This is a genomic window from Pseudohaliea rubra DSM 19751 (assembly GCF_000764025.1).
Taxonomy (GTDB): domain Bacteria; phylum Pseudomonadota; class Gammaproteobacteria; order Pseudomonadales; family Halieaceae; genus Pseudohaliea; species Pseudohaliea rubra.
The window spans coordinates 153,229-176,104 of record NZ_KN234745.1; the positions used below are offsets into that span (position 1 = coordinate 153,229).

16 protein-coding genes are annotated in these 22,876 nt (G+C 66.8%); 7 read left to right on the forward strand and 9 right to left on the reverse strand.

Annotation, left to right across the window (positions count from 1 at the left end):
- Nucleotides 1-83: 83 nt before the first annotated feature.
- From dnaQ to HRUBRA_RS00760, 3 genes are read right to left on the reverse strand one after another with little or no spacing between them, the layout of a single operon-like run.
- Nucleotides 84-797, reverse strand: a complete 714-nt coding sequence (dnaQ, locus tag HRUBRA_RS00750) for a DNA polymerase III subunit epsilon (protein WP_035513504.1) — start codon at nt 795-797, stop codon at nt 84-86.
- Nucleotides 794-1,240, reverse strand: coding sequence for a ribonuclease HI (gene rnhA, locus HRUBRA_RS00755; RefSeq protein WP_035513506.1), 447 nt, complete (start codon nt 1,238-1,240; stop codon nt 794-796). The genes dnaQ and rnhA overlap by 4 nt, the downstream gene beginning before the upstream one ends.
- Complete coding sequence (locus HRUBRA_RS00760; protein WP_035513508.1) at nt 1,237-2,022, reverse strand: class I SAM-dependent methyltransferase; 786 nt, start codon at nt 2,020-2,022, stop codon at nt 1,237-1,239. Before HRUBRA_RS00760 ends, rnhA begins: the two co-directional genes overlap by 4 nt.
- 81 nt (nt 2,023-2,103) lie before the next feature.
- Here HRUBRA_RS00760 and gloB point away from each other — a divergent pair, with 81 nt between their 5' ends.
- Both gloB and HRUBRA_RS00770 read left to right on the forward strand, forming a co-directional pair.
- Nucleotides 2,104-2,874: a hydroxyacylglutathione hydrolase gene (gloB, locus tag HRUBRA_RS00765; RefSeq protein WP_035513510.1), complete on the forward strand. Its 771-nt coding sequence runs from the start codon at nt 2,104-2,106 to the stop codon at nt 2,872-2,874.
- A 2-nt stretch (nt 2,875-2,876) separates the two neighbouring features.
- Entirely contained in the window at nt 2,877-4,220 is a 1,344-nt protein-coding gene (locus HRUBRA_RS00770; protein ID WP_084592369.1) for a LysM peptidoglycan-binding domain-containing protein, read from the forward strand.
- Here HRUBRA_RS00770 and HRUBRA_RS00775 read toward each other — a convergent pair.
- The 4 genes from HRUBRA_RS00775 to HRUBRA_RS00790 are packed head-to-tail and all read right to left on the reverse strand — an operon-like array spanning nt 4,217 to nt 14,421.
- Nucleotides 4,217-7,255 (reverse strand): efflux RND transporter permease subunit, encoded by a 3,039-nt coding sequence (locus tag HRUBRA_RS00775; protein WP_035513513.1) that lies wholly within the window; start codon nt 7,253-7,255, stop codon nt 4,217-4,219. The two genes, HRUBRA_RS00770 and HRUBRA_RS00775, sit on opposite strands and share 4 nt — an antisense overlap.
- A gap of 10 nt (nt 7,256-7,265) precedes the next feature.
- Nucleotides 7,266-8,405 (reverse strand): efflux RND transporter periplasmic adaptor subunit, encoded by a 1,140-nt coding sequence (locus HRUBRA_RS00780; RefSeq protein ID WP_035513514.1) that lies wholly within the window; start codon nt 8,403-8,405, stop codon nt 7,266-7,268.
- Between the two features lie 50 nt (nt 8,406-8,455).
- Nucleotides 8,456-11,752 carry a UvrD-helicase domain-containing protein gene (locus tag HRUBRA_RS00785; protein ID WP_035513517.1) on the reverse strand — a complete coding sequence of 1,099 codons (3,297 nt, stop codon included), beginning with the start codon at nt 11,750-11,752 and terminating at the stop codon, nt 8,456-8,458.
- Nucleotides 11,749-14,421 (reverse strand): PD-(D/E)XK nuclease family protein, encoded by a 2,673-nt coding sequence (locus HRUBRA_RS00790; RefSeq protein ID WP_035513519.1) that lies wholly within the window; start codon nt 14,419-14,421, stop codon nt 11,749-11,751. The genes HRUBRA_RS00785 and HRUBRA_RS00790 overlap by 4 nt, the downstream gene beginning before the upstream one ends.
- Before the next feature lie 89 nt (nt 14,422-14,510).
- Between HRUBRA_RS00790 and HRUBRA_RS00795 the strand changes: the two genes are divergently transcribed.
- The gene (locus HRUBRA_RS00795; protein ID WP_035513520.1) at nt 14,511-15,620 is read left to right on the forward strand and encodes a 3-deoxy-7-phosphoheptulonate synthase; all 1,110 of its coding nucleotides are present in this window, start codon (nt 14,511-14,513) and stop codon (nt 15,618-15,620) included.
- On the opposite strand, the gene nfuA is transcribed toward HRUBRA_RS00795, so the two are convergent.
- Nucleotides 15,614-16,189, reverse strand: a complete 576-nt coding sequence (gene nfuA, locus HRUBRA_RS00800) for a Fe-S biogenesis protein NfuA (protein WP_035513522.1) — start codon at nt 16,187-16,189, stop codon at nt 15,614-15,616. The two genes, HRUBRA_RS00795 and nfuA, sit on opposite strands and share 7 nt — an antisense overlap.
- A gap of 159 nt (nt 16,190-16,348) precedes the next feature.
- On the opposite strand from nfuA, the gene metH reads away from it, so the two are divergent.
- Entirely contained in the window at nt 16,349-20,044 is a 3,696-nt protein-coding gene (gene metH, locus HRUBRA_RS00805; RefSeq protein ID WP_084592370.1) for a methionine synthase, read from the forward strand.
- Nucleotides 20,045-20,065: 21 nt separating this feature from the next.
- Nucleotides 20,066-20,347: a DUF2970 domain-containing protein gene (locus HRUBRA_RS15750; protein WP_035513525.1), complete on the forward strand. Its 282-nt coding sequence runs from the start codon at nt 20,066-20,068 to the stop codon at nt 20,345-20,347.
- Between the two features lie 5 nt (nt 20,348-20,352).
- On the opposite strand, the gene HRUBRA_RS15525 is transcribed toward HRUBRA_RS15750, so the two are convergent.
- The gene (locus tag HRUBRA_RS15525) at nt 20,353-20,469 is read right to left on the reverse strand and encodes a methionine synthase (protein ID WP_201771494.1); all 117 of its coding nucleotides are present in this window, start codon (nt 20,467-20,469) and stop codon (nt 20,353-20,355) included.
- Between the two features lie 210 nt (nt 20,470-20,679).
- Here HRUBRA_RS15525 and HRUBRA_RS00815 point away from each other — a divergent pair, with 210 nt between their 5' ends.
- Nucleotides 20,680-22,350, forward strand: coding sequence for a nitrite/sulfite reductase (locus tag HRUBRA_RS00815; protein ID WP_035513527.1), 1,671 nt, complete (start codon nt 20,680-20,682; stop codon nt 22,348-22,350).
- Nucleotides 22,328-22,831 carry a DUF934 domain-containing protein gene (locus tag HRUBRA_RS00820; protein ID WP_084592371.1) on the forward strand — a complete coding sequence of 168 codons (504 nt, stop codon included), beginning with the start codon at nt 22,328-22,330 and terminating at the stop codon, nt 22,829-22,831. The genes HRUBRA_RS00815 and HRUBRA_RS00820 overlap by 23 nt, the downstream gene beginning before the upstream one ends.
- Nucleotides 22,832-22,876: the final 45 nt, after the last annotated feature.

Below are 22,876 nucleotides of genomic sequence, written 5' to 3' on the forward strand. Positions count from 1 at the left end.
AAAGGGGTGCAATGGTAGCGATTTTTCGCGAGGAGTCCAGACGTCCTGTCGCGGGAGTACCACAGAGACGCCGACGACGGGCCTCAGGCCCGGCGCCAGGCTACCTGGCCACCGCTGGCGTGTGCTATCACGTCAAGGGTTGCTTCATGCGCGGCAAGCTCAGCTGCGCTCGGTCCGATGACCGGCAGCCGCGGCCGGTCAGCCGGCAGCCGGCGCGGCTCGGCGCCACTGCGCTGCCCTTCCCCGCCGCGGCTCGACGCCTCGAGCTCGAAGGTCGTCTGGCCACCGGTCATGGCCAGGTAGACGTCGGCGAGAATCTCGGCATCAAGCAGAGCGCCATGCAGCTCCCGGGAAGCGTTGTCGACATCGTAGCGTTGACACAGGCTGTCGAGATTGTTGCGCTGCCCGGGATGTCTGTCCCTGGCCATAAGCAACGTGTCTACGATACGGCAGCGCGCGGCAAGCCCGGCTTCCCCGCCGTCCACGCGGCGCAGCTCGCTGTCGAGGAAACCAACATCGAAGGGCGCGTTATGTATCACCAGCTCCGCGCCCTCAATGAAGGCTAGAAAGGCCTCGGCAACGCGGGAGAAGACCGGTTTGTCGGCCAGGAATTCGTTGGTGATGCCGTGTACTTCGATGGCGCCCGGATCGACCTCCCGCTCCGGATTGACGTACTGGTGAAAATGGCGACCCGTGAGTCGGCGGTTGAGCACCTCGACGCATCCGATCTCGATCACCCGGTGACCCTGGCTCACTTCCAGCCCCGTAGTCTCCGTGTCCAGTACCACCTGTCTCATGGCGCATCCTTCTTCAACTGGTCGATACCGCGATTGGCGAGCGCGTCGGCACGCTCGTTGCCTTCGTGGCCGCTGTGGCCTTTTACCCACTCCCAATGCACCCGATGTCGCCGGGCCTCAGCGTCAAGGGCCTGCCAGAGCTCGGCGTTCTTGACGGGTTTCCTGCCCGCTGTCCGCCAGCCCCGGGCCTTCCAGGCCGGCAGCCACTCTGTGAGCCCCTTCATGACATAAGTGGAATCGGTGGTGAGGGTCACTTCGCAGGGCTCCCGCAGGGCCTTGAGCCCCTCAATTGCTGCGCGCAGCTCCATGCGGTTGTTGGTGGTGGCGGGCTCACCGCCGCAGAGCTCGAGCTCGCGGTCCCCGTAGCGCAGCAGCACACCCCAGCCGCCGGGCCCCGGGTTGCCGCGGCAGGCCCCGTCGGTGAATAGTGCGACGCGCTTCACGCGGCGATGTCACTGCCCTGGCGCCGAGGTTGCCGCGGCATACCCCCGGGCGATGCCGCCGGTTTCGGTACCAGGCCGATGAGGCGCCGCGGGACACCCCTGCGTTCCGCGGTCCGGCGGATATTCGGTACTTCCTTGATCGCGTGAGCGATGTACAGCGAGCCGCCGGGAAGATTCCGCCGCATCGCCCAGCCATCCAGCCTGCCCACGGTGGGGCGGAGTTTTTCGCCGCCCCAGAGCGGCAACGGGCAGATGTGGTGGAACTGCTCCAGTTCGCAGCCCACCAGATGGAGCCAGTCCGTGAGACGTCCCTGGCTGACCGGGCGCAGCGCACGCCAGGGACCACGGCGCAAGAGCCCGCGAGCGCGCTGGGAGACGCCGAGGAGGCTGGCCGGGTTGAAACCGACGACAAGGAGGTGCCCGTGCGGGGTGAGCACGCGCTGCATCTCCCGGAGACACTGGTGCGGTGTAGCGCAGAAGTCGAGCGTGTGCAGCGCCACGACCATATCGACACTATCACTCTCCAGGGGCAGCTCGCCGCAGTGGCAGACCAGATCGACCCCGTCGGCACGTTCCTCGCCGGCAAGGATGCGGTGGTTGATGGGGCTCGGGCCGAGCAGGCTGCGGAAGGGCAAGGGGCCGAGCTGCAGCGTGTGATAGCCGAAGGCGACATCCAGGAGAGGTCGCAGCCGTTCGCGCAGCGCAGCGTAAAGAAACGCTCCGCCGTCGCGCGCGTACCAGGTTTCCAGTTGCTGGGAAATCTCGCTAAACTCGCGGGTCATCCGGGTACCACGTGCTGGCCAGATCCAAAGGGTAGCCAGCGCGGGACACCTTTGGCAACCGCTTTCTCCGCGAGGGATCCTATGACAACGCTTGAGCCCCTGCGCGCTTTTAATGACAACTACATCTGGCTTTACGACAACGGCGCCGGCAGGGGCTTCGTAGTGGACCCGGGAGATCCGGGGCCGGTGCGCGCCGCCCTCGACAGCCGCGGTCTTGTCCTGGACGCGATCCTCGTTACCCATCACCATTTTGACCACGTCGGCGGCGTCGACGCCCTGAAGGCCGAGACCGGCTGCACGGTCTACGGCCCCGACAATACCGCGCTGCCTTTCACCGATCGACGCCTCGGCGACGGCGACCGGCTCACGGTGCTCGGCCTCGCCTTCGAGGTGCTGGCCGTGCCCGGCCATACCCTGGACCACATCGCCTATTTTTCTCCGGCGCCCACACCGGTGCTCTTTTGCGGTGATACGCTTTTCGCCGGCGGCTGCGGCAGACTCTTTGAGGGAACGCCGGCCATGATGCATGCCTCGCTGCAGCGGCTGGCGGCCCTGCCGGAGGATACCGCCGTCTACTGCGCTCACGAGTACACCGAGGCGAATCTCGCCTTTGCCAGCGCCGCCGAGCCCGGCAATGAAGCGCTGGCAACGCGGGTCGAGCAGGTGCGCAGCCTGCGCGAACGCGACGAGCCTACGCTACCCTCCTCCCTTGCCCTGGAGCGGCGCACGAACCCCTTCCTGCGGCCCGATGCCGAGGGCATTCTTGCCGGGCTGTGTGCGGCCGGTCAGACGCCCGCGGAAGACAGCATCGGCCGCTTCGCCCAGCTGCGCGCCTGGAAGGATAATTTCTGACCATGGCGACAGCGATCATCAGGCTCTGCCTTGGCGGCCTCGCAATCCTGCTCCTCGCTGCCTGCCAGGGAGCGGGGCCCGCAACTTCAGGCGCTGGTGCCGGGCTCGGCCCCTCCGGCGAAGGCCTGCTCGTCGCCGCGCCGGCGCCGGCGCCGGCGATACCTTCGCTGCCCCCGCCGGAAGATCTCTGGGAGCGGCTGCGGCTGGAGCTGCGCTGGTACGACATCCACAACGCTCAGGTCGCTCATGCGAGGGATCATTTTCTGTCCCAGCCCCGCTACCTTTCAGTCGTCAGTGAACGCGCCGGCTATTACCTCTTCCACATCGTGGAGGCAGTGGAAGCCCGGGGTATGCCGGCGGAAATCGCCCTGCTACCGCTGGTGGAGAGCACCCTCAATCCCTACGCCGTCTCACCGCAGCGCGCGGCGGGGCTCTGGCAGATCATGCCGGCCACGGCTGACTACCTCGGCATGCCCCGGGATTGGTGGTACGACGGTCGCCTGGACGTACGCGTGGCTACGGAGGTCGCCCTGGATTACCTGCAGTCCCTGCATGATCAGTTCGATGGCGACTGGCTCCTCGCGCTGGCGGCTTACAACGCAGGCAAAGGGCGCGTCGCCCGGGCCATTGCGCGCAACGAGCGTGCTGGCAGGCCGACGGACTACTGGTCCCTTCAGCTGCCGCGGGAAACGCGCCATTACGTGCCGAGGCTACTCGCCCTCTCCGCGATCGTGCGCTACGCAGATACCCTGGGAGCAGAGCTGTCTCCCGTGCCCAACGCCCCCGCCTTTGTTGCCGTGCCCACGGGCGGACAGATCGAGCTGCAGCGGGCCGCCCAGCTTGCTGGGGTCGAGCTGCGCACGCTGCGCGCCCTCAACCCCGGCCACCTGCGCTGGGCCAGTGCCCCGGGCCAGGACGAGCTGCTGTTACCGGTGAACCGTGCCGGGCGCTTTCGCAGCGCGGTGGCCCTGCTGGCACCGGAGGATCGCGTTTCCTGGGCCCACTACCGTATTGAGCCCGGCGACAGCCTCGTGCGTATCGCCCGGCGCTTCGACACACAGGTTGCGCTGCTGAGAGAGGTCAATAACATCGAGGGACACCTGATCCGTGCTGGTGCTACGCTGTTGATTCCCCGAGGCTCCGCCTGGCCCGACAGCCTGGCTCTGGCGGATGCGGCCGGCCCACGCAAGCCGCGGGGTTACCGGGTACGCCCGGGGGATTCGCTTTATCGCATCGCCAGCCGCTTCAACGTAACGGTGAACGACCTCGTGAGCTGGAACGCCCTGGATCCGGGCCAGTACCTGCAGCCCGGGCAGCAGCTGCGCCTGTTTCCTGACGGCCGCTAAGTCGCCGCACGCTGCCGAAAGAACAGCAGGTAGAGCGTGGGCACGACGAACAGCGTCAGCAGCGACGCAAAACCAAGGCCCGCCATGATGGTCACGGCCATGTTGACGAAGAAAACGTCGCCGAGCAGTGGTATCAGGCCCAGGATAGTCGTCGCTGCCGCAAGTATCACCGGCCGTAGACGGCTCACGCCGGCGTCGAGAATGCCCTCCTCCAGCCCTTTGCCCGCCGCCAGCTGCTGATCCATTTCCTCGATCAGTACGATCGCGTTCTTGATCAGCAGGCCGATAAGCGACAGCGCCCCTAGTAAAGACATGAAATCGAAGGCGCCGTCCGCTGCCAGCAGGCCGGCGGTGATACCGACAATGGCCAGGGGTACGGTAAGCCAGATAATCAGCGGCTGGCGCACCTTGCCGAAAAGAAACACGGTAGTCAGCACCATGAACAGGATACCCGCCGGAAAGACGCTCAGCAGGCCACCCTGGGCGTTCCTGGCGTCCTCGAATTCTCCGCCCCAGCTCAGGCTGTAGCCCTGGGGCAGCTCAAGCGCTTCGATACGCGGTCGCAGGCGCTCGAAGAGCGGGGCCGTCAGTTCGCCGACGGGGTTGCAGGAGGCGATGATTGTCTGCTGCCGGTTGCGGCCGCGGATGACGCCGTTCTCCCAGCGCGTCTCGAAACCGCTGACCACCTGCGAAATAGGCACCGAGCGGCCAAGAGCGGGGCTCCAGACCTGCAGGTCGCGGAGGCCGCCGATGTCGGAGCGGTCGCCCCCGGTTGCCCGGATAAAAACAGGCAGCACACGGTTGCCATCGCGGAAGGTACCGGCTGCGGCACCGTCGTGGCCGTACTTGAGGGCATCGCCGAGATCTTCCCGGCTGATCCCCAGCCGCCGTGCAAGTTGCTCGCTGAACTGCGGGCGCAGCACCTTTACCGGCGAACGCCAATCATCACGGACATCCCGGGCGTCCGGGTCGTCGCGCATAAGCTGCTTTGCCCGGTCCGCGAGACGGCGCAGCTCTACCGGATCCGGGCCCGAGAAGCGGGCTTCGATCTTGGCGTCCCGGCCGGGCCCCATGCGCAGCGGTTTGACCAGCGGGTCCAGCCAGGGCTTGTGCTCCGCCAGCATCTTCTCTAGGCGCCGCCGGAGCGGTGCCTGCTGTGCCAGCGTTTCCGTGCGCACGACGATCTGGGCATATGCGGGCGTGGATTCCTTTGCATCGTAGACCAGCGTGAACCGCTGGTGTGGCCCGCCGACGACTGCCGCGGCCTGGGTGACCTCAGGCTGCCCGGCCAGCCAGCCGCTCACCGCTCGCGCGTCGTCCCGGGTCTGGCGGATGTCGGTGCCCTCAGGCTCCCACAGGTCGACAAACATCAGCGGCGTGCTCGACGCGGGGAAAAAGCCGGCCTTGACCTGCCCGAAACCCATGACCGCCGCAACAAACATCAGCAACACCGCACCCAGAGTCATCCGGCGGTGCTGTAGCGCCTGGCCCAGCAGCACTCTATAGCCGCGGAACAGGCGGCCCTCGTAGGCGCCGGCGTCTGCTGCCGGCACGGTCTTCATCAGCAGGGAGAAAAGCAGCGGCGTAGAGCTGACCGCCGTGAGCCAGGACAGAGCCAGGGAAATCAGGATTACCCAGAACAGGGAGCCGGCGAACTCACCGGTATTGTCTGTGGACAAGGCGATGGGAGAGAACGCAAGAATGCCGATGGCCGTGCCGCCAAGGAGCGGTATCATGGTTTTGCCCACGGCTTCCCCCGCTGCGCTGCGCGCGCTGGCACCGGCCTGCATCCGCACCTGTATGCCCTCAGCAACAACAATCGCGTTGTCCACGAGCATACCGAGCGCAATGACGAGGGCGCCAAGGGATACGCGCTGCAGCTCGATGCCGCCAAGATGCATGAACAGCAGCGTTCCGGCGACCGTCAGGAGCAACACCGAGCCGATGATGATCCCCACGCGCAGGCCCATGAACAGCAGGAGCACCACGATAACGATGGCAATCGCCTGGGCGACGCTCAGCACAAAGCCGGCGACAGAGTTCTCCACCTCCGTGGGCTGGCTGTAGACGGGATCAAGGCGCATGCCGATGGGAACGCTGCCGCGCAGCGCCTCGAAGCGGGCTGCAAGCGCCCGGCCGACTTCAACGACGTTCCTGCCGGCAGCCATGGAGATGCCGATACTGAGACCGGGCTCGCCATTGACGTAGTAGAGCTTGCGCGGCACCGCCCGGTAGGCGCGGGTGATGTCTGCCACGTCCCGGAGGCGGACCAGGCGACCCTCCTCGGAACTGATCAGCGTGTTCCCCATGGCCTGCACGGAAGCGTAGGTGCCCGTGGGACTCAGGCGCAGGTACTCGTCCCCGAGGGGCATGTTCCCCGCGTCGACCACGCTGTTCTGGGCGCCGAGCACCGCAGCGATCTGCTTCGGCGAGATACCGAGTTCCCCGAGCCGGGCGCGGCTGATGTCGACATAGACCACCTCTTCCTGCACACCATCGATGGTTACCTTGCGAACACCGGGGACCAGTACAAGTTCGCGCTTGAGGGCATCGGCGGTGTCGTAAAGGTCGCGCCAGCTGTAGCCCACCCCGGTAAGCATGAGATAGACGCCGTAGACGTCACCGAAATCATCGATGACCAAGGGTTCGCCGGCCCCCGGTGGCAGTTCCCGGCGGACATCCGCAATCTTGCGCCGGAGCTCGTCGAAAATATTCGGCATTTCGGCAGCGCCGTAGCGGTCCTTGAATTCGATGGTGATATCCGAGAGCCCTGGCCGGGACACGGACATCTTGATGCGCTTTAGTTGTGGTAGGCGCTGCAGCGCATCCTCGAGGTGATAGGTGAGTTCTTCCTGCACCTCACGGGCCGTGGCTCCGGGATAGGGCGTTAGAATCTTGGCCATCTTGATGGTAAAGGCAGGATCCTCAAGCTTGCCCATCTTGGCGAAGCCCCAGAACCCCCCTCCGAGCAGCACAAGCACGAGCAGCCAGGCGCTCACCTTGTTGTCGACGGACCAGGTGGCAATATTATTCATGGGCAGGGACTTAACGATCGCCCGGGCGGGGTTCTGCCTGCTCGAGCTGCGGCAGCGGTTTTACCCGCATGCCCTCGGCCAGGTAGGGAGCGCCGGCGGTGATGATTTCTTCTCCTCCCGCGAGCCCCGCCAGCACCTCGATACGGTCTTCCGCAAGGCGGCCGACTGATACCGGGCGGCCGCTGACGGTGCCCGTCGCCGGGTCGTAGAGCCAGACCCGCGGCTCGAGCTCCGCATCGGCCTGTACCGCCGAAGCCGGCACCCAGAATGCCTGGTCGCCGCCGTAAAGCGGCGAGAAGTCCACGGCGACCTCGGCGCTCATGCCCGGCAGCACGGTGAACTCGGCCGGCGGCTCCATACTGAAGGTAACCCGGTAGGTCTGCGCCGCGGGATCGGCGCGGGTAGCCACTTCACGCAGCGTCAGCGGAAGCCGCAGGGCGGGGTGATCGTCGAAGCTGGCCCAGGCACGCACCCGCGCGGCGTCGGAACTGCGCACGTCCTCCTCAGCGTTAACCGCGGTTTCGCGACGCACGGTCCGGATGATCCCCTCGGGAAGATCGATCACCACGTCCAGCTGCCGCGAACCCTGCAGGTAGAGCACCGGCTGCTTCGCCTGGACCTCTTCAAAGTTCTCCACCAGCCTCTGGGCAACGCGGCCTGCGAAGGGCGCCCGCAGTTCGGTGTAGGCGAGGTTGTTGCGCGCCTGCTTCAGCGCCGCCTCGGCGCTACGGAACTGCGCCTCCATGCGGTCATAGTCGAGGCGGGAGATGCTGCCGCTCTCCACGAGCTCGCTGGCGCGGCGGAAATTGCGCTCGGCATTATCGAAGGTGGCCTGCCGGTCAGCAAGGGTCGTCTCGAAGTCCGTGGGATCAAGGCGGGCAAGAAGTACGCCCGTCTCCACCCGGTCGCCTTCGCGCACGGGTATGTCGCGCAGCAGGCCGGCGACCCGGAAGGACAGCTCCGCCTGCTGGGTTGCCTCGACCCGGCCGGGGAAGCGCCGCAACTCGCTGCCGGCGCCCTCGGCAACGACGTTAGTGCGGACCGGGCGCACTGCGGGCTCCGCCGGTGCGCCCTCCTTGCGCTGACCGCAGGCGCTCAGCGCGAGCGTAGCCGCGAGCAGTACAAGCGGCGCACGGGGGACGAAAAGCATGGGGCGCTCCTTGGGCGCGGGAGACAATCTCAGTATAGCGGTGCCTGCCGTCAGGGGAAGGGCAGCAGGCGGCCGAGGGCCGTGAAGTAGAGCCCGCAGCGCACGGGTGCAGCCAGGATGGCCTCCAGCGCCTCCCGGTAGCGTGCCAGCTGTCCGCCGTGAGCCGCGGCCTCCCGGGCTTCAAAAGCCTCGGCGGTCTCCTCAGGCAGAGGGCGGCTGGTCTTGTAGTCGATGATCCAGTGCTCACCGGTCGTTCCGTCGCGGAAGTAGCGGTCGAGGACCAGCTGTCTCGGGTCCCCCGCCTCATCGAGGGCCGTGAGCGACCATTCGGTAGCGCCCTCCGGGTGCGGGGCGAGCACCCAGCGGCCTTGAGGCTCGGCAAGGGTGCGATCTACGTGGGCGATCACCTCGGCAAGGGCCCCGCTCCGGCTGCCGGCGGGCAGCCCCGCCTGTGCCAGCACCAGCGCAGCCATCTGTTGTTCGACCTCGCCGCAGCAGGCCGGCAGTGGCTCGCGGCCGGTGAGCGCCTCAAGAACCCGGTGCACCGCGGTGCCGATGCAGCGCTCCTGAAAGCCCATGAACTCCCGCGGGGTTTGCGGCCCCGGGGACTCTGGACTCGGCGCTTCCGGTGCCCCTCCGGGGATGGCGAGGCGCTCAAGGGCCAGCGGGGCCGGCCCGGAGGGCGTCGGGCCGGGCTCCACGCTATGCTCTGCGGCTCCCTCGAGTAACCGGGGCCAGAGCGCTGCCGCCAGCGCCGCTGAAGCCGGCTCCCGGTAGCTCTCCCGTTGCTCATCCCAGCGCGGGCGGACGCAAAGCACTAGCTCGCGGACCGCCCGCGTGGCGCCGACGTACAGCAGGCGGGTGGCTTCCAGGCTCCGCTTCATGGCCGCCTCCTCGCGCAGATACTGATAGAGGCTTGGTGAGCGCCGGTCACTATGGTCCTCCGCGGCAAGCAGAAAGAAGCGCTCTCCGGCCCGGGTCACATGCTCGTCCCAGGCCAGGAGCTCGCGCTCGTCGCCGCGGGTGGACGCAGCGATGTCGAGGAGCCAGACGCGGTCGAACTGCAGCCCCTTTGCCTTGTGCAGAGTCATGACCTGAACCGGTGCCCGCGGGTCCCCGGGCGCGGCGTAAAGACGGCTTACCTCGCGTTCGAGCCAGGGCACAGCCAACCCCCGGGCCTCGGCCTCGGCGCGCTCGACCAGGGTGAAGAATTGGGCTGCGGCGCTGTCGCTATCGGGGTCGTAGCAGGCCGGACCGCCGAGGCCGAGCCAGGCCGTCTCGAGCCAGCCCCGCAAGCCGCGGCGGTCCCTGGTTGCTTCAGCGCGTCCGAGAACCGCCGCGAGCGCGGCCAGACGCGCCCCACCGTCCCTGCTGAGGCCGACGGCTGCACGTTCACCGGTCAGCCAGCCGGCTACCGTTCCCGCCCCGACTGCCCGGTGCACAGCGAGCAGGTCCGCGAGGCACAGCCCGCACCAGGGGGCGCGCAGCAGGGAAAACCAGGCGAGCCGGTCATAGCGGTCCGCAAGGGCCCGGCAGAGCACCAGCAGGTCCGCAATCACCGGCCGACTCGCCAGTGCATCCACGTCCTGAGCGGCAACGCTGACCCCGGCAGTCCGCAGCCGGGACAATACCGGCTGCAGCTGCCGGCGGGTACGACCGAGCACAGCGCATGGCTCTTCCGGTGCCTGCCGCAGGGCGGCCAGGACCCCCGCCGCGACGAAATCCGCCTCCGCGGCGGCCAGGTCGGCACCGTCCTCGCCCCGAAAGCAATGCACGGCGACGCCGCCGCTGCCCTGGCGGGTGGGCACCGCCGGCGTATAGCGGACGCGCCCGGCGACCACGTCGTCCTGCGGCGGGAACGCTGCGGCAAAGTGATCGTTGACCCATTCCACCACCGGAGCCACGGAGCGGAAATTACTCGCCAGCTGCAGCGGCACCAGGCGCAGGCCGTCGAAGCCCTCATCCCGGGCCTTCAGAAAGAGGCTGACGTTGGCATCACGGAACCCGTAGATAGACTGCATGCCGTCACCGACGACGAGCACCGTGCGCGGCGCACCGGTGTTGGCGGCGTTATGTTCTGCCCAGCCCCGGGTGAGCCGGCGCACCAGTTCGAACTGCATGTGGGAAGTGTCCTGGAATTCGTCGACCAGGATGTGCTCGATGCGGTAGTCGAGGCGCAGCGCGAGGTCCGTTGGCGTGTCGTCTTCGCCGAGGGCGTCAAGGGCGGCCAGGGCCATCTGCGAGTGGTCCACGGCCCCCCGGCGCTGGAAAACCAGAAGCAACTGCGCCACGGCCCGGGGCAGCACTCGTGCCAGGCTGAGGAGGATCGGCCAGGCGCCGGCATCGTCCGGAGAAGGCAGGATGCGCACCCGCGCCAGCGCCTGTGCCAGTGCCCTGTCGGCGCGGGCTTCTTCCAGCCAGGCATTCATGGCCGCAACTGCCTCGACCTTGGCGCCGCCGGGGAAGCCCTGGGTCTTTGTGACCTTTTTACGCCACTCTCCCTCCCCGGTGAGCAACACTGCGGCGAGCTCGCGCCAGGCCGGGAGCGCCGCCGGCGATGGCCCCGGCATGCCCTCAAGGTCTCCACCTGCCCCCTGCGCGTGACGCCAGCCGAGGAGCGGGCCAAGCGCTGCCGCCCGGAGGCGGAAACGCTCGCTGAGATCGCCGAGCACATCGGCGGCCAGCGCGTGCAGCGCCCGGCGCAGGAACGCTTCTGATGCGGTCCCGTCCCGGTGCTCCCCCAGGTAGCTGTACCACTGATCCCGGCAGGCGAGGAGCGAGGCGAGCAGGTTCGCCAGCCGCTCCCAGTTGTTGTCGAGATGAGCCAGGAGCGCAGCGAGCGCCGGGTTTTGCTGCGGATCCCGGTCCAGGCCGCCGAGCAGCCCCTCCGCCGCCTCCCGGTAGAGTTCGCTGGCATCGTCGACGGTGCTGACGGCACCGCCCAGGGTGCTGAGGAGCGGCATCTGCCGGGCGAGCTCCGCGCAGAAACTGTCTATGGTGCGCACCCGCAGGCGATTGCCATTTTCGAGCAGCCCCCAGCCCGCTTCCCGGTCCCGGAACAGGGCCCGCTCGGCAAGCTCGCGGGTGCGCCGGCCGTGCTCGCTCGCGATCGGCGCCTCCGCGGCGGCCTCCAGGAGTGCGCCGAGAATCCGCTCGCGCATTTCGGCGGCCGCCTTGCGCGTAAAGGTAATGGCCAGCACCGCCTCCGGGTGCTCGACGCGGGCAAGAAGCCCGAGGAAACGCTGGATCAGCAGCTCCGTCTTGCCCGACCCCGCCGGCGCACTGACGCAGACGCTCCGGGTCGGGTCAATCGCCGCCAGGCGGGCGTCTGCATCGGCGAGGCTCACTGTTGCCCCGCCGCCGCTGCGCTGTCGTCGGGCAGCGCAGCGGCAGTGCCGATGCGGCAGAGGCTGGCGAGGTCGCAGTAACGGCAGGCGCCCGGCGCCGGCTGCACGCCCGCGTCACCGGCCATGACTTCGGCGGCCAGAGTAGTGAGACGATCCTCCCAGACACTGCGGAGCGCCAGCCAGTCATCGACGGCCGGGTCGTCGGCGATGCCCGCACGAAGCTTCTTGTCGAGATCGTCAAGTCCGTCACCGACCCCCGCAGCCAGGAGGCGCAGCTGCCGTGGGCGCAGCTGCGCATAGGCGACACCGGCGAGGTCGGAGCCGCGGGCGAGACTGTAGAGCGGCAGCTGGGGACTGGTGATGCGGGTCGGGAAAATGCCGGCGAGCGAAGCACTGCCGCTCTTGTAGTCGATGACAAGCTCGCTTCCGTCGGCGAGCTTGTCTACCCGGTCCAGCTTCAGGCAGAGCTCAAGGCCGGCCAGCTTGAGCGTCACCGGGTCTTCCCGGGCGATTACGGTAAAAGGCCGGGGCCGCTCGGCCTCAAGCGCCAGCCAGGCTTCGAGGGTGTCGGCCAGACGCGTCCGCTCGAGGATCAGGCAGGCGCCGCCGACCACCTCCTGCCGGTCTTTGTGCACGGCATCCATGGCGCTCCCGGCAGCAGCTTCGCAGTGGCGGCGGCGAGCGGGTGCGGCGAGGGACAGAAGTGTTGCGCTGTCTCCGAGGACGCCCCAGAGCTGGTAAAGCGCCGCGTGCAGCAGCACGCCCCGCTCCTGAGGGGTCAGACCTGTGACCGGTTGTGCCGGCGACCTGAGCCGGAGCCGGTGGCGGGCAAAGGCACGGAACGGACAGGCCGCCTGCGCCTCGAGGAGTCCAGCGCCCCCGTGCACGCCCTCCTCGCCCACCGGCGGCGCCCGGGGGTCCTCGAGCTGTTCAAGTACCGCCTCTGCCCGGCGTGCCAGCCATGCCTCCTCTCCTGCCGTCGGCGTGGCCTCGACCGGAGGCAGCGTGCCGAGGAACGGACTTGGCAGCAGCGGTGCCCCGTCGGCGGCTAGCGCTGTGCTCATCACCAGGGTGCCGACGGCCGCCTCATAGCGCCTCAGCAGCTGGCTGGCAAAGGCGTGTTCGCCTTCCGGCGTACACTGGGCCATCCTTGCGCGCCGCTGCAGAGACAGCGGTATCAGCGGGCTCGGTCTGGCCGGCGCCGGCCAGGCGCCCGCGTGCATCCCGGAGACCCAGAGCGCATCGAAGGCCAGCCCCGCTGCCTCAAGAGCACCGAGCACCTGGATGTCCGCGTCTGCGGTCTTGGGCTGGAACACGCGCTGGCTCAAGCACTCACGCAGAAGCTGCAGCGCTTCCGCAGCACCGAGCGCAGGTCCGAGGGCTGCACATTGCGCAAAGCTGCAAAGCGTTTCCTCCCAGAGGCCCTGTTGCTGGTATTCCAGGGAGTCCAGGCTGGGTCCGGGCCAGCCGAAGACTGCAAGGACGTCGCGAAAAAGCTCCACCCAGCCGTCGCCATCGCGACGCCCGGGCCGCTCCGTAGCGTCGCGCAGGGCCATCAGCCGTTCACCGAGCTGTGTCTCCAGACGACCGGCGTGATGGCGCAGCAGGCCGACATCAAGTCGCCGGGCGCCGAGGGCGCGCAACCGCTCCACCAGGGTCACCATGGCCGGGAGGTCCCGATCGGGCAGTGGCACAAAGCGGGAGCGCAGAGTAGCCAGGACCTCCGCGAGGTCCACGCTGCCCTCGAGCAGAGCCAGCAAGCCGAGAGCGTCGCGGACGAGGGGCGCCCGGTCGAGCGCCAGTCCGGCACTGTAGTTGACGGGCAGGCGGTCGTAATTGGCGTCGATACAGCCGAAGGCGCGGCGCAGCTGGTAATCGAGGGCAGCGCGGCGCACCGGGTCAGCGTCGAGCACCACGCCGATGCGCGCACCCGGATCCGCGGCTGCCCGCGCGGCAGCCCAGTCAGCGATAGCCCGGAGTTCGTCATGCTGCTCCGCGAAGCAGCGAAGCTCGCGCTGCGCCCGGGGCGGGCTTGACGGCGCGTCGACCAGTGGCAGGCCGAACCGTTCCAGGCATGCGAACACCAGAGGGGGGAGATCATGGCAGTCGACAAGGGTCAAAGGCACGGGTGCCGGCGCCGGATCATCGAGGAGGTCGCGCAGACAGTCCGCCGGCGTGGCGGCTCCGAGGCGGCGAAGCTCCTCCTCAAAGCGGTGCCGCCAGCGCAGAAAATGGGCGCTGTCGCCACCGAGGCGGAACTGCTGGCGCGTTGCCTCGACATCGCAATCGATCCGCCAGCGCAATAGCGCGTCCCGGGCGCGCTGTGCCAGGCGCGCGGCCTCGCCCGGCTGGAGCAGCGAAAACCCTGTGGCATCATCGCTGTCGGCGGCGATCACCCGTCGCCAGAGGTAGTGGATTGCAGCGGGCTCAAGGCAGTAGCGCAGGGGCAGGCGCCCCGCCGCCACAGCCTCCTCCCAGCGGCCGAGGAGCCAGCTCTCCACCGCCGCCACCGGGGCGGTCACCCAGGCGCGGGCGCCGGTGGTCCGCTGGCGCTCATCCCAGGCGCGCTGAATATAGCGCGCCAGGCGGTGGTTCGCGGTAAGCACGCTGTCGCCACGCTCGAGGCAGGGCGCCAGCGGCGCCAGGTCATAAAGAAGTTTGCCGGCCATGGCCTTCCTGTCAAAGCGGGCGCTGCTGGTCTAGAATGCTGCGCCCTCCATTTGAGAGGGACTTTAGCAGGAAGGCGAGGAAAACCGCCATGAGCGAGCGCGAACTCAAGCAGTCGGTGCACAATGTCAATGTCGCGGGCCAGAAGGTTCTCATTCCGCCGGCGGCGCTGAAGGCCGAGCTGCCCCTCGGCGAAACGGCCCTCGGGACCTTGACCCGCAGCCGCCAGGTCATCGAGGACATCCTCGACGGCCGGGACCCGCGCCTGTTCGTGGTCGTGGGACCCTGCTCCATCCACGACCCGGAGGCCGCCCGGGACTATGCGCGGCGCCTCAAGGCGCTGGCCGACGAGGTCAGCGACACGCTGTTCATCGTTATGCGGGCCTACTTCGAGAAGCCGCGGACGACCGTCGGCTGGAAGGGGTTGATCAACGACCCCTACATGGATGATACCTTCCGCATCGAGGATGGCCTCCGCCTTGGCCGTAGACTCCTGCTGGACCTCCTCGAGCTGGGGCTGCCCACGGCGACGGAGGCCCTGGACCCGATATCACCCCAGTACCTCCAGGATCTCATCGCGTGGTCGGCGATCGGCGCGCGGACCACCGAGTCCCAGACCCATCGGGAGATGGCCAGCGGCCTGTCCTCCGCCGTGGGCTTCAAGAACGGTACGGATGGCAGCCTCACCGTCGCCACCAACGCGCTCAAGTCCGCCGCCCGCCCCCACCGCTTCCTCGGTATCAATCATGAGGGCCGCGTCGCCGTCTACACCACCCGGGGCAATCGTTACGGGCACATCGTGCTCCGCGGCGGAAGCCAGGGGCCAAACTACGACTCGGTGCATGTGAAACTTGCCGAGACGGCCCTGGCTGAAGCGGGTCTGTCGACGAACATCATGGTGGACTGCAGCCACGCCAACTCGAACAAGCGGCCGGAGCTGCAGCCACTGGTGGTGGAAAACGTCGTCAACCAGATTCTGGAGGGTAACGCGTCCATCGTCGGCCTTATGATCGAGAGCCACCTGGAGGCCGGCAGCCAGCCTCTCGCGCCGCCGGCGGAACTGGCCTACGGCGTGTCTGTCACGGATGGCTGCATCGGCTGGAGCGAGACGGAGCAATGCCTGCGTGAGGCGCGGGCTGCGCTGCGGGGGAGACTGCCCGGGCGCCGCCGGGGGGCGGCCGCCCCGGCCACCGATCAGTAGAAGGCCTGGCTGCGATCCGTGTGGTCGGTCACGTCGCGGACTCCAGCCAGCTGCGGTACCTGGTCCAGCAGCGTCCGCTCAACGCCGTTCTTGAGGGTTATGTCCACGGCGCTGCAGCCCTGGCAGCCACCGCCGAACTGGAGCACGGCAAACTGGTCCCCGGTAATTTCCACCAGGCTGACCTCTCCACCATGAGCGGCGAGTGACGGGTTGATCTCGTTATAAAGGATGTAGTTGACGCGGTCCTCCAGGGGACTGTCGTCGCCCACCCGCGGCATCTTGGCGTTCGGTGCCTTGATGGTCAGCTGCCCGCCCATACGGTCCTTGGCGTAGTCCACCAGCGCGTCTTCCAGAAAGGGGACACTCCGCGGCTCGAACCAGGCGGTCAACTTGTCGAAGGCATGCTCGATATCCTCCTCGCACAGATCGCCCTGCCGGCAGTAGGCGATGCAGGTCTCCGCGCGAGGGGTGCCCGGCTGATTGATGAAGACCCTGACGCCGAGCGCATCCTCCTGCTTGGCGAGCAGTTCCGCGAGATAATCCTGGGCAGCTTCGGTGATAGTAATCATGCTGGGCGCTTCTTCCTGAGTGATTTACTCAGGTATTATAGCAGCCCCGGCCGGGGCGAGTGCAAGCGCAGGTGTCCCACGGAAGGCGTCGCCTTCTGCTAGACTACGCCGCTTTCGACGGGTGCCTGCACACCCCTTAACAACCAGCCAGAGGTATCCGTGGCAGCCTACCGAACGCCCAGGACAAGCCCCATCGACAGTGAGCTGCGCGCGCAGCTGGACGCCCGTATCCTCGTGATCGATGGCGCCATGGGTACCATGATCCAGAACGAAGGACTGGCCGAGGCCGACTACCGCGGGGAGCGCTTCGCCGATTTTGCCGGTGACCTCAAGGGCAACAACGACCTCCTCTCGCTGACCCGTCCCGACGTGGTGCGCCGCATTCACGACGCCTATCTCGCTGCGGGCGCCGACATCATCGAAACCAACACCTTCAACAGCACCGCCGTCGCCCAGGGCGACTACGGTCTGCAGGCGCTGGCGCGGGAGCTGAACGTGGCGGGCGCTCGCCTCGCTCGGGCTGCCGCTGATGCGGCCATGGCAGCGGAACCCGATCGCCGCTGCTACGTCGCCGGAGTCCTGGGGCCGACGCCGCGCACGGCCTCGATCTCCCCGGACGTAAACGATCCCGGGGCGCGGAACATCGACTTCGACGCGCTGATCACCGATTACCGTGAGGCCACGGAGGGTCTTATGGACGGCGGTGTCGACCTGCTCATGATCGAGACGGTGTTTGATACCTTGAATGCCAAGGCCGCGATCTTTGCCGCCCAGGATGTCTTCGAAGCTCGCGGCGAGGCCCTGCCGCTGATGATTTCCGTGACCTTCCCGGATACCAGCGGCCGCAACCTCTCCGGGCAGCGCCCGGAGGCGTTCTGGAACGCTATTGCGCACGCCCGCCCGCTTATCGTGGGGAGCAACTGCGGCCGTCGCTTCGCCGAGGTGCGTCCGTTCCTCGAGGAACTGTCGAAGGCTGTGGACTGCTATTTCTCCGCCCACCTGAACGCGGGGCTGCCCAATGCCTTCGGTGAATATGATGAGCAGCCGGAGGATATGGAAGCGGAATTCCGCGACTTCGCCCGTCGCGGTTTCCTTAACGCCGCGGGCGGCTGCTGCGGGACCGGGCCTGCCCATATCGCTGCCATTGCTGCGGCCGTGGACGGCGTGTCCCCGCGGCCGCTGCCGAGCCGGCCCCCGGCCTGTCGCCTGAGCGGCCTGGAGCCCTTTGACATCGGCGCGGATACACTCTTCGTCAACGTGGGCGAGCGCTGCAATGTGACCGGCTCGGCGCGCTTCAAGCGCCTGGTGCTCGACGGTGATTACGCCACGGCCCTGGACGTAGCGCGCACGCAGGTTGAGGACGGGGCGCAGATCATTGACGTCAACATGGACGAAGGCATGCTCGATGCCGAGGCGGCCATGGTCACCTTTCTCCGACTGGTGGCGTCGGAGCCGGATATCTCCCGTGTGCCGCTGATGATCGATTCCTCGCGCTGGTCCGTGATCGAGGCGGGCCTCAAGTGCGTGCAGGGCAAGGCGGTGGTGAATTCCATAAGCCTCAAGGCCGGCGAAGCCGAATTCCTGGAGCAGGCCAGGCTCTGCCAGCGTTACGGCGCTGCCGTGGTGGTCATGGCCTTCGATGAAGACGGCCAGGCCGATAGCCTGGAGCGACGCAAAACGATCTGCCGACGCAGCTACGATCTGCTGCTGGACCGCCTGGACTTCAATCCGCAGGACATCATTTTCGACCCGAATATCTTCGCCGTGGCCACGGGCATCGAAGAGCACAACAACTACGCGGTCGACTTCATAGAAGCAACGCGCTTTATCAAGGCCGAACTGCCCGGGGCTCTGGTCTCCGGCGGTGTATCGAATGTGTCCTTTTCCTTCCGCGGCAATAATATGGTGCGCGAGGCGATCCACTCCGTCTTCCTCTACCATGCCATCCGCGCGGGCATGGACATGGGCATCGTCAACGCCGGCCAGCTCGCCGTCTACGATGAACTGCCGAAGGAACTGCGCGAGGGCGTTGAGGACGTCATACTCAACCGGCGCGAGGACGGTACGGAGCGACTCCTGGCCCTGGCTGAGCGCTACCGCGGCGACGGCAGCGGCAGTGAACGCAAAGAGGATCTCGCCTGGCGCGAATGGCCGGTGGCGAAGCGCCTGGAGCATTCACTGGTCAAGGGCATCAATGGTTTTATTGAAGAGGACGCGGAAGCCGCACGGCAAAGCTTCGATCACCCTATCGAGGTGATCGAAGGCCCCCTGATGGACGGCATGAATGTTGTCGGTGATCTCTTTGGCGAGGGCAAGATGTTCCTGCCCCAGGTAGTGAAAAGCGCCAGGGTCATGAAACAGGCCGTTGCCTACCTGCAGCCCTATATCGAGGCTGAAAAGCGCGAGGGCGCCAAGCCGAACGGCCGGATCCTCATGGCCACCGTGAAGGGTGACGTGCACGATATCGGCAAGAACATTGTCGGCGTGGTCCTCCAGTGCAACAACTTCCAGGTGATCGACCTCGGCGTGATGGTTCACTGCGAAAAGATCCTCCGTGTAGCACAGGAAGAAAACGTCGATATCATCGGTCTCTCAGGACTGATCACGCCCTCCCTCGATGAGATGGTGCATGTTGCCTCGGAAATGCAGCGGCAGGGCTTCCAGGTGCCGCTCATGATCGGAGGGGCGACGACCTCCAAGGCCCACACGGCGGTAAAGATCGAGCCGGCCTACGAGAACGACGCGGTGATCTATGTGCCCGATGCCTCACGCAGCGTGTCCGTAGCGACGCAGCTTGCCGGTCAGGGCAAGAGCAAATTCGTTGCCGAGCGCCGCAATGAATATGCCGAGGTACGCGAGCGCGTCGCCAACCGGAAACCCCGAGCGCCGCGGCTCACCTACCGGGCCGCCCTGGGCAATCGCTTCGCGCCGGACTGGTCGGCCTACAGTCCGCCGCGACCGAGTTTCCTCGGCGTGCGCAGCTGGAAGGACATTCCCCTCGGCGATCTCGTCGATACCATCGACTGGACACCCTTCTTCCTCACCTGGGAGCTCTCGGGGAAGTTCCCGGCGATCCTTGACGACGCGGTAGTCGGTGAGCAGGCGCGGGAACTCTACGCCGACGCCCGGGCCATGCTCGAGCGCATTATCACCGAGGGCTGGCTGAGTGCCCGGGCCGCCGTCGGTTTCTGGCCTGCAAACGCCGACGGCGATGACATCGTACTTTACGAGGACGATGACCGGGGCGCCCCGCTGGCCCGCCTCCACCAGCTGCGCCAACAGGCGCAGAAGGGTAACGACGAGCCGAACTACAGTCTTGCGGACTTCGTTGCCCCTGCCGGCACAGCTGACTACCTGGGGGGGTTCTGTGTGACCACGGGCCACGGCGTCGGGGAGCGTGCCAGCGCTTATGAAGCGGAGCATGACGATTACAACAGCATTCTCCTGAAGGCCCTGGCTGACCGCCTCGCGGAATCGCTTGCCGAGCACCTGCATCGACAGGTCCGCCGCGAGCTCTGGGGCTACGCGCCGGAGGAAGAGCTCGATAACAGCTCGCTCATCCGCGAGCGGTACCGGGGTATACGCCCGGCGCCCGGGTACCCGGCCTGTCCGGACCATACAGAGAAAGCGGCTCTCTTTGAGCTGCTCGATGCAACTGCACGCTGTGGTGTCAGCCTTTCCGAGAGCTTCGCCATGAGCCCCGCCGCCTCTGTGAGCGGGTGGTATTTCGCCCACCCGGATTCGCGCTATTTCAATGTCGGCAAAATCGGCCGGGACCAGCTGGAGGACCTTGCCTTGCGCAAGGGCATGTCCATCGAGGATCTCGCCCGCTGGCTGGCACCCATTCTCGACTAGCACAGGACCCTGAGGGAGCATATGCAAGACCGCGACGACAACGCCAGCGCCACGCCGGACGGGGACGCCGGAAAAAACACGGAGTCGCCTGCGGCGCCGGAAGCGCGGAAGGGTCTAGGCGTTCTTCAGGTGGTAAGCAGCGTGTTCGCCGCGGGCCTCGGTGTGCAGAGCAGCCGTAACCGCGAGAGGGATTTCAGTCAGGGGCGCGCCGGTAGCTTTATCGTGGCGGGGCTGGCTTTCACGGCGCTGTTTATCGGCGCCGTATTGACGGTGGTGAAGCTGGTGCTCGCCGGCGCCGACTGAGCGCGCTACCCCGGCATTCCAGAAAGCCACAGGTAGAGGCCGAAAACCGCGATGGCGATGATCGCCGTGACCGCTAGCGCGTCTGCCGCGCCGTCGCTGCTGCCGTTGTGCCGGGTTGCCATGGAGTTGCAGATCCTTCTTTGTTGTTCGCCGAGCGAGGGAAGTTGCGAGCGTGCCCGGAAGCCCGAGCCGGCGCATTATAACAGGGCCAGCGCCTTTCCCAAGCCCCCCGGAGCCGGCGGCCTTCACGTTCTAAGCTTACGCAGAAATCGAATATCTAGCGGCGTGGTTATTCTGCTAGAGTGCGCCCGAAGCCATAGATCCTGACTCCCATGTATCGCTACGACGACTACGATCAGCGCCTTGTCGACGAGCGCGTTGACCAGTTCCGTGACCAGACGGCGCGCTATCTGCGCGGCGATCTCCTCGAGGCGGAGTTCCTGCCCCTGCGGCTGCAGAACGGCCTCTACGTTCAGCGCCTGGCGCCCATGTTGCGCATCGCCGTCCCTTACGGCCTCCTTGAGGCTCGCCAGCTGCGTAAGCTTGCCTACATCACGCGCCATTACGACAAGGGCTATGCACACATCAGTACACGGCAGAACGTGCAGATCAACTGGCCGCGGGTTGAAGACGTCCCGGACATTCTCGAGGACCTTGCCAGCGTACAGATGCACGCGATCCAGACCAGCGGCAACTGCATCCGAAATACAACCACAGACCCCCTCGCCGGGGTGGCTGCCGACGAGCTCGAGGATCCACGACCGTGGTGCGAGCTCATCCGCCAATGGTCCACACTGCACCCGGAGTTCGCCTTTCTGCCGCGCAAGTTCAAGATCGCCGTGTGTGGCAGCGCCGAGGACCGGGCGGCCATCCACAGCCACGATATCGGCCTCGAAATTGTGCCCGGGCCTGCCGGTGAGAACGGCTTCCGCGTGCTTGCGGGCGGGGGCCTGGGCCGGACACCGGTGATCGGCAGCGAAATCCGTCCCTTTCTCGAGCGGCGCCATCTGCTTTCCTACCTCGAGGCAATTCTGCGCGTGTACAACCAGCACGGGCGCCGCGACAACAAGTACAAGGCGCGAATCAAGATCCTCGTCAAGGCCATGGGCGTCGAGGCCTTCACCGCAGCCGTCGAGAGCGAGTGGGAGCGCCTGCGGGACGGTCCAACGACCCTGCCCGAAGAGGAAATCGAACGCATTGCTGGTTTTTTCCGCGGACCCGCCTATGCGGCTCTTGACCCTGCCGCGGAGGCTGCTGTGCTTGAGGCACACTGCGCCAGCGAACCGATTTTTGCCAACTGGGTGCAGCGCAACAGCCACGACCATCAGGAACCGGGCTACCGGGCCGTTACGGTGTCTCTCAAGGCAACGGGCAACCCGCCCGGCGATGTCTCCGACGCTCAGCTCGACTGCCTTGCGGACCTCTGCGAGGCCTACAGCTTCGGCCAGCTTCGCACCACTCACCAGCAGAACATCGTGTTGGCCGATGTGCGCGAAAGCGACCTGCTTGCGCTCTGGCGGGGCCTGCAGGCCGTAGGGCTCGCCTGCCCCAATGCCGGTTATCTCACGGACATAATCTGCTGCCCCGGCGGCGACTTCTGCTCCCTCGCCAACGCCAAGTCGATTCCCGTTGCCGAGGCCATCCAGGCCCGCTTCGAGGACCTTGACTACCTCTATGACCTTGGCCCCCTCGAGCTCAACATCAGCGGCTGTATGAACGCCTGCGGCCACCATCATATCGGCCACATCGGCATCCTCGGGGTAGACAAAAAGGGCGAAGAGTTTTTTCAGGTGTCCCTCGGCGGCAGCCAGAGTAAGGAAGCGAGCCTGGGCCAGATTCTTGGCCCCTCTTTCCGCCGCGAGGACATGCCCGACGTTATCGAGACCCTGCTTCGGGTCTACCTCGACCACCGCCTGGAAGACGAGAGTTTTCTCGAGGCCCTCCGCCGCATCGGCATGCAACCCTTCAAGGACCGCGTCTATGACAACGGTAACGCCCGCTAACGGCTCGCCTGTGCGGGTAGCTCTCCTGCGCGACGGTGCCATCGTCGCTGACGACTGGCTGCCCCCGGCAGAGCAAAGCCCGAACGACGGCGAGGCCCGCATTCTAACCCTCACCCAGTGGCAAGGGGCCGCCTGCCCCGGCGATGCCGCCGTGCAGCTCGAAGCCGGGGATGACCTAGAGCCACTGCTCGCGGCCCTGGCAGGGCTGCCGCTGGTGGCCGTGCACTTCGCCAGCTTTACCGACGGCCGGGGCTTCTCCCTCGCCCGCAGGCTCCGGGAGGCGGGTTTTATCGGCGAGCTTCGCGCCCGGGGCCAGCTGCTTCCGGACCAGGCACAGTACCTGCAGCGCTGCGGTTTCAATGCGCTGGAATTCACAGATCCAGAGCGCCTGGCCCAGGCGCAGGAACGGCTTTCGGTGTTCAGCAACGGTTATCAGGGTGCTGCAGACCAGCCTCTGCCCTTGTTCCGGCGCCGCGCCTGACGTGCACCGAGCCCCACCGAGGGGCTAGACTGGCTCTTTACGTCA

Coding starts and splice junctions, on each gene's coding strand:
- HRUBRA_RS00760 (WP_035513508.1), bottom strand. CDS start 2,022: ATGACCCGCGAGTTTAGCGAGATTTCCCAGCAACTGGAAACCTGGTAC.
- HRUBRA_RS00775 (WP_035513513.1), bottom strand. CDS start 7,255: ATGAATAATATTGCCACCTGGTCCGTCGACAACAAGGTGAGCGCCTGG.
- HRUBRA_RS00820 (WP_084592371.1), top strand. CDS start 22,328: ATGACAACGGTAACGCCCGCTAACGGCTCGCCTGTGCGGGTAGCTCTC.
- HRUBRA_RS15525 (WP_201771494.1), bottom strand. CDS start 20,469: ATGGCAACCCGGCACAACGGCAGCAGCGACGGCGCGGCAGACGCGCTA.
- HRUBRA_RS00770 (WP_084592369.1), top strand. CDS start 2,877: ATGGCGACAGCGATCATCAGGCTCTGCCTTGGCGGCCTCGCAATCCTG.
- gloB (WP_035513510.1), top strand. CDS start 2,104: ATGACAACGCTTGAGCCCCTGCGCGCTTTTAATGACAACTACATCTGG.
- HRUBRA_RS15750 (WP_035513525.1), top strand. CDS start 20,066: ATGCAAGACCGCGACGACAACGCCAGCGCCACGCCGGACGGGGACGCC.
- HRUBRA_RS00795 (WP_035513520.1), top strand. CDS start 14,511: ATGAGCGAGCGCGAACTCAAGCAGTCGGTGCACAATGTCAATGTCGCG.
- HRUBRA_RS00790 (WP_035513519.1), bottom strand. CDS start 14,421: ATGGCCGGCAAACTTCTTTATGACCTGGCGCCGCTGGCGCCCTGCCTC.
- nfuA (WP_035513522.1), bottom strand. CDS start 16,189: ATGATTACTATCACCGAAGCTGCCCAGGATTATCTCGCGGAACTGCTC.
- HRUBRA_RS00780 (WP_035513514.1), bottom strand. CDS start 8,405: ATGCTTTTCGTCCCCCGTGCGCCGCTTGTACTGCTCGCGGCTACGCTC.
- dnaQ (WP_035513504.1), bottom strand. CDS start 797: ATGAGACAGGTGGTACTGGACACGGAGACTACGGGGCTGGAAGTGAGC.
- HRUBRA_RS00815 (WP_035513527.1), top strand. CDS start 20,680: ATGTATCGCTACGACGACTACGATCAGCGCCTTGTCGACGAGCGCGTT.